Raw genomic sequence first — 5,891 nt, 5'->3', positions numbered from 1 at the left:
ATGCCCAACGTCGATGCCGCCAACATCGCCTTCAACCTCCTGAAGGCGCTGGGCGACGGCCTCTCCGTCGGCCCGATGCTGGTCGGTGCCGGCGGTGCCGCGCATGTGCTGACGCCGGCGGTGACGACGCGCGGCATCCTCAACATGACCGCGGTCGCCGTCGTCGACGCCCAGGGGCGCGGGGAGGACTGATGGCCGAGGGGCCGGAGCGCGCCGCGCCGGCCAACCTCTACGGCCTGACGCCGCGCCTGATGGGCGCCATCGGCCGCGCGCTGGAGCAGGGCCAGGACAGCCACGTCCGCGCCTTCGTCCGTCCGCTCCATCCGTCCGACCTGGCCGACCTCATCGAGCGGCTCGACGACGACGATCGGGCGCGGCTGTTGGCGGCCATCGCCGACGTCTTCGATCCCGAGTGCCTCCCCTGGCTGGAGGAGCCGGTGCGCGAGGAGGTCCTGGAGCGGCTCGGCACGCGGCGGGTGGCCGAAGCCGTCGCCGAGCTCGAGACCGACGACGCGGTCGAGGTCCTGGATTCCCTCGACGAGCTCGAGCGGCGCGAGGTGCTGCGCCAGGTCCCGGCAGCGGACCGCGCCGTCCTGGAGCAGGGGCTGACCTATCCCGAGGACAGCGCCGGCCGCCTGATGCAGCGCGAGCTGGCGGCGGTGCCGCCGCACTGGACCGTCGGCCAGACGATCGACTTCATGCGCAGCGCCGCCGACCTGCCCGACCATTTCTTCGACATCTTCGTCATCGACCCGCGCCACAAGGCGATCGGCGTCGTCCCCGTCAGCCGGCTGCTCCGGGCCGGGCGACCGGTCCGCATCACCGACATCATGGACCGCGAGTTCCATCGCATCCCGGCCACCGCCGACCAGGAGGAGGTGGGGCTGCTGTTCCAGCGCTACGGCCTCGCGTCGGCGCCGGTGGTCGATGCCGACGACCGGCTGGTCGGCGTCGTCACCGTCGACGACGCGGTGCATGTCCTGGACGAGGAGGCCGAGGAGGACATGGCCCGCCTCGGCCGGGTCGGCGACACCAACGTCAACGCCTCGGTGCTGGAGACGGCGCGCTCGCGCATCCGCTGGCTGCTCGTCACGCTGGTCAACACGCTCATCGCCTCGACGGTGATCGCCCAGTTCGAGGCGACGATCGGCAAGTTCGTGGCGCTGGCGGTGCTGATGCCGATCGTCGCCGCCATGGGCGGCAATGCCGGGATGCAGGTGGTGACCGTCGTCGTGCGCGCCCTGGCCACCCGGGACCTGGCGCCCGACAACATGCGCCGCGTCATCCTCAAGGAACTGGGCGTGGGCGTCCTCAACGGGGTCGTGTTTGCGGCCGTGCTGGGCACCGTCGCCGGCCTCTGGTTCGCGGACGTGCGGATCGCCTGGGTGCTGGCCGTGGCGATGATCTTCAACATGGTCTGGGCCGGGCTCGCGGGAGCGGCGATCCCGATCCTCATCCGGCGGCTGCGCATCGACCCGGCGGTGGGGGCCGGGCCGCTCCTCACCACCACGACCGACGTCCTCGGCTTCCTCTCGTTCCTCGGCCTCGCCAGCCTCGTCCTGCTCTGAGCCGAGATCGGCGGGAAGCCAAGTCTTCGTTTGCGCGCAAAACGATGGGTTGATTCCGGCCGCACGTTCCTGAGACTATCGCGCAGCGTGCGCGATCATGTGCCTGACCCTCCCTGGCTCCTACCGGATTGCCGGCCGGCGCCGCGCGTGGGATTCCGGCCGCCGATGACGCGGCGCGGGGCCATGGCCGGCGCGGGCGGGCCGCGGTGTCCCGCGGGTCGCCCGCCCGGGTCGATGAAGGAAGGTGCTCGATGATGCTGCGCAGTCTGATGAGGGTGGTCGGCGCCGTGCTCCTGCTGGCACTGCCGATCTCGGCCCGGGCCGAGACCCTGCCGCCGCCGACGGGAACGACGATCCTGGAGTTGAGCGGCAACATCGCCAACACCACCGACGGCAAGGTGGCGAAGTTCGACAAGGCGGCCCTGGAGGCGCTCGGCACCACCACGGTCCGCACCTCGACCAAGTGGACCGAAGGACCGGTCACCTTCGAAGGCCCGCTGATGCGCGACCTGCTCAAGAAGGTCGGCGCCTCCGGCACCGAGATCGTGGCGGTCGCGCTGAACGACTACAAGGTCAAGATTCCGATCGCCGACTTTGACAAGTTCAACGTCATCCTCGCCCATCGCCGCGACGGCAAGGCGATGCCGGTCCGGGACAAGGGGCCGCTGTGGATCATGTATCCCTTCGACGACAACCCGTCCCTCAAGACCGACCTCTACTTCGCCCGTTGCGCCTGGCAGCTTAAGGCAATCGAAGTCCGGTAGGATCGATGCCCGAGTCGGCAACGGGTGAGGTCGTAGCGTCTCCGCAACCGCGCAGCCGCGCCGCGCGGTTGCGGGTGACGGTGATCGCCGGCCTCCTCGTGTCGACCGTCGTCGTCGCCATCCTCTTCGCCTCGACGCTGCGCGATCTCTACAAGCGGGCCGAGGTCTTCCAGTACGACATTCTCTGGTACGCCTATCAGACCCATCTCGAATACCAGAAGCTGACCGACCTCCTGCTGGCCGCGCAGACGCCGGGCTCGCACGTCGACCGCGACCGCATCTCGACCGCCGCCGACATTTTCTTCAGCCGCAATCCCAGCATGGTCACCGTGCTGGGTCCCGAGATCGGCGCCGACAACCCGACGCTGCAACTCGTCGTGGCCCGGATCGAAGAACTCATCACCGAGACCGACCGGCTGCTGGAGCGCGCCGACCTCGACATTGCCAGCATCGCGAGGATCCTCTCGGAGAAGACGGAATCGCTGAGCCCGCTCCTCCAGGACCTGCTCTCGGACGTGCGGCAGCGTTCGGCGCAGCACTGGCAGAACGAGAAGCTGGCCATGCTCCACTCGCTGCTGGCGGTGGTGGTGGCGGCGGTCGTCCTCATCACCTGCCTCCTGGCGTTCGGAGCACTGTCGACGGTCCAGATGCGCCGGCTGGAGCAGCAGGGGCAGGAACTGACCGAGCTCTCGGAGGGCCTGAAGCTCGCCAAGGAGGCGGCCGAGCGCGCGAACTCGACCAAGTCCGCCTTCCTCGCCACCATGAGCCACGAGATCCGCACGCCGCTCAACTCGGTGATCGGCATGGCCGACCTCCTGGTCGACACGCCGCTCAACGAGACCCAGCTCCGCTACACGCGCGTCATCAACGCCTCGGCCCAGCACCTCCTGTCGATCATCGGCGACATCCTCGACTTCTCGCGCATCGAGGCCGGCAAGCTCGAGATCGAGTGCATCCCATTCGACCTCCGGGCCCTCTGCGACGACGTGATCGAGATCGCCCGCGGCCTGCCGAACGGGGCGGTCCTCGAAATCTCCAAGCATGTCGACGACGACGTGCCGTCGGCGCTGATGGGCGATCCGGGGCGGCTGACGCAGGTCCTGCTCAACATCGTCGGCAATGCGGTCAAGTTCACCGAGGCGGGCAGTGTCCGCCTCTCCATCTCGGTCACCCGGCGGGAGGCCAAGTACATCGGCCTCACCTTCTCGGTGACGGACACCGGCAAGGGCATCCCGGCCGAACTGCACAGCCGCCTGTTCGAGCCGTTCGAGCAGGCCGATTCCGACGTCGGCCGCCTGAAGAGCGGCACCGGCCTCGGCCTCGCCATCAGCAAGCGCCTCGTCCAGGTGATGGGCGGCGCGATCGGTTTCGACAGCGAACTCGGCAAGGGCTCGACCTTCTGGTTCCAGATTCCGTTCGAGATCGGACGGGCGGCGGTGCCGGTCGCCGGCAAGCGGCCGGACGTGGTGCTGCCGTCCAGCACCCATCTCCGCGTGCTGGTGGCCGAGGACACGCCGGCCAACCAGCTCGTCATCCGCTCGATGCTGGAGAGCCTCGGCCACCGGGTGCAGACGGTGAGCAACGGCGCCGAGGCGGTCGACGCCGCCCAGCGGCTGAAGTTCGACCTCGTGCTGATGGACCTGCAGATGCCGATCATGGGCGGCTACGAGGCGACCCGGCGCATCCGCGCGCTGCCCGGAGAGGCGGGCCGGGTGCCGATCGTGGCCTTGACCGCGCTGGCCCTCGCCACCGATCGCGAGCGGGCCCAGGCCAGCGGCATGAACGAGTTCCTGACCAAGCCGATCCGCAAGGCCGACCTGACGGGACTGATCGACCGCCTGCTCGGCCGGGTCCACGCGCCGGTGCCGCAGCCGACCGAGGAGCTCGAGTTTGACGAGGAGCGCCTGAGCGAACTGCTGGAGAGCGTCGGACTGCAGCAGTTCGAGCGCATCCTCGACACCTTCGCGACCGACGTGCGCTTCGACCTGGCCGAGGTCGAGCGCGCGGTCGGCGCCGCCGACCTGCCGGCGCTGCGCATCCGCGCTCATCGGCTGAAGGGCATCTTCTACCAGATCGGCGCCTGCAACGCGGGCAAGCTCGCCGGCATGATCGAGGCGGCCGAGGGCGGCGAGGCGCTGGTGCTGGCGCGCAGCCTGCTGTCCTACGCCCCGACCGCGATCGAGGAGGCGATGCGCCACGGCGAGTCGCTGATCGTCAGCCACGGCTTCGCCGCCGAGGCCGGGGGGCGCGCCAGGGTCTGAGCAGCCCTATCCGAGCAGGCCGGTTTCGCGCAGGTAGCGCGCCGTTCCGGCATGGAGGAAGCGGGGCGCCGGGGCCGCCGCCAGCGTATTGGCGAGCGTCGTCTCGCGCGCCTGCGCCAGCCGCCGGCCCAACTCCGCTTCCGCACGATGCAGCGCCCGCGCATAGCGCCAGGCGGCCGCCTCCGGGAGGTCCGGCCGGGCCATGACGACGTTCCACGCGCCGACGGTTCCCAGCGGCTCGCCGATCCCGGGATAGGCGCCGGCCGCGACCGTCATCGGCTTGAGGAACGGATGCCGGGCCTGGACCCGCGCCGTCTCGCCGGCATCGAGCCCGATGAAGCGGGCGCCCGCCGGTACCGCCGCCACGCGCGCGAAGCCGGGCCAGCCGACGCCGCCGCCCCACAGCGCGGCCGCCCGCCCGTCCAGCACCATCGGCGGCCCGTCGCCGGCCTTCTCCAGCAGCACCGGGTCGAAGTCGCGGTCGGGATCGAGGCCGAGGCCGTCGAGCACGTAGCGCGCCTGGACGACGAGGCCCGAACTTGCGGCGCCGAGCACGACGCGCTGGCCGCGCAGGTCGGCGATGCGGCGGAAGGGCCGGTCGGCGCGCACGACGAACATGCCGGGACTGGAATACATGGCGCCGACGATCCGCGCCGCGGTCGCCGGCCGGCCGATCCCCGCCAGCGCCTCGTAGGCGCTGGTGCCCTGGACGAGCCCGAGATCGAGCGCGCCCGTCTCCAGCATCGGCAGGTTGGCGCCGCTGCCCGGCGTCGCCCGGAGTTCGAGCCGCAGGCCGGGATCGGACGCGGCCAGGGCGCCGGCCAGGGCGGCGCCGTAGACCGCGAAGCCGCCGCCCTCGGTGGCGGTGCCGAGCGTCAGGACGAGCGGCGCCTCGGATTCGGCGGCAGCGGGCCCGGCGGCCGCCACGGCGGCGGTCGCGGCCAGCAGCGCCCGGCGGGAGAGGCGGCGCTCGGCGGCGCGGTCGGATGCGGTCGGCACGGGTTCTGGCTCCTTCCGTCGACGGCGAGTCCCATAGAAGACTAGGGGCGATCCAGACGAAGGCAATTCCCGGAGTCCGCCATGACCGAGTTCGCGCCGCCCGACCCCGACTATGCCGCGCGCGTGCGCGCGAGCTTCGGCCGGCAGGCCTTCATGGCGCTGCTCGGCGCCCGCTTGGACGAGGTCGGACCCGGCACCTGCCGCATCTCGCTGCCCTACCGGTCGGAACTCTCCCAGCAGCACGGCTTCTTCCATGGCGGGGTCATCGGCACCATCGCCGACAATTGCGGCGGCTACTC

Annotated in this window: 6 protein-coding genes; 5 read left to right on the top strand and 1 reads right to left on the bottom strand. The window is 71.0% G+C overall.

What is annotated here, in order from left to right; translation table 11 throughout:
- The 4 genes from ACE3Q3_RS22510 to ACE3Q3_RS22495 form a co-directional block, all read left to right on the top strand.
- The coding region (locus tag ACE3Q3_RS22510) for a phosphate acyltransferase (protein WP_374449788.1) at positions 1-192 on the top strand (192 nt) is incomplete at its 5' end.
- Positions 192-1,568 (top strand): magnesium transporter, encoded by a 1,377-nt coding sequence (mgtE, locus tag ACE3Q3_RS22505; protein ID WP_374449786.1) that lies wholly within the window; start codon positions 192-194, stop codon positions 1,566-1,568. The genes ACE3Q3_RS22510 and mgtE, both read left to right, overlap by 1 nt.
- Before the next feature lie 251 nt (positions 1,569-1,819).
- Positions 1,820-2,332 (top strand): molybdopterin-dependent oxidoreductase, encoded by a 513-nt coding sequence (locus tag ACE3Q3_RS22500; RefSeq protein WP_374449784.1) that lies wholly within the window; start codon positions 1,820-1,822, stop codon positions 2,330-2,332.
- Between the two features lie 74 nt (positions 2,333-2,406).
- The gene (locus ACE3Q3_RS22495) at positions 2,407-4,593 is read left to right on the top strand and encodes an ATP-binding protein (RefSeq protein WP_374449782.1); all 2,187 of its coding nucleotides are present in this window, start codon (positions 2,407-2,409) and stop codon (positions 4,591-4,593) included.
- Positions 4,594-4,599: 6 nt separating this feature from the next.
- On the opposite strand, the gene ACE3Q3_RS22490 is transcribed toward ACE3Q3_RS22495, so the two are convergent.
- Positions 4,600-5,592 (bottom strand): TAXI family TRAP transporter solute-binding subunit, encoded by a 993-nt coding sequence (locus ACE3Q3_RS22490; protein WP_374449780.1) that lies wholly within the window; start codon positions 5,590-5,592, stop codon positions 4,600-4,602.
- Positions 5,593-5,673: 81 nt separating this feature from the next.
- Between ACE3Q3_RS22490 and ACE3Q3_RS22485 the strand changes: the two genes are divergently transcribed.
- Positions 5,674-5,891, top strand: a 218-nt coding sequence (locus tag ACE3Q3_RS22485; protein WP_374449778.1) for a PaaI family thioesterase, incomplete at its 3' end; no start/stop codon positions are given.

Origin of the sequence: Allostella sp., from assembly GCF_041913585.1 — a bacterium.
Lineage (GTDB): Bacteria > Pseudomonadota > Alphaproteobacteria > ATCC43930 > Allostellaceae > Allostella.
Note: the sequence above shows the minus strand (reverse complement) of the source record. Positions and strands in the feature narration are given on the sequence as shown.

What these genes read in the sequence shown, in the direction of transcription:
- mgtE (WP_374449786.1), top strand. Translation starts at nt 192, where the DNA reads ATGGCCGAGGGGCCGGAGCGCGCCGCGCCGGCCAACCTCTACGGCCTG.
- ACE3Q3_RS22500 (WP_374449784.1), top strand. Translation starts at nt 1,820, where the DNA reads ATGATGCTGCGCAGTCTGATGAGGGTGGTCGGCGCCGTGCTCCTGCTG.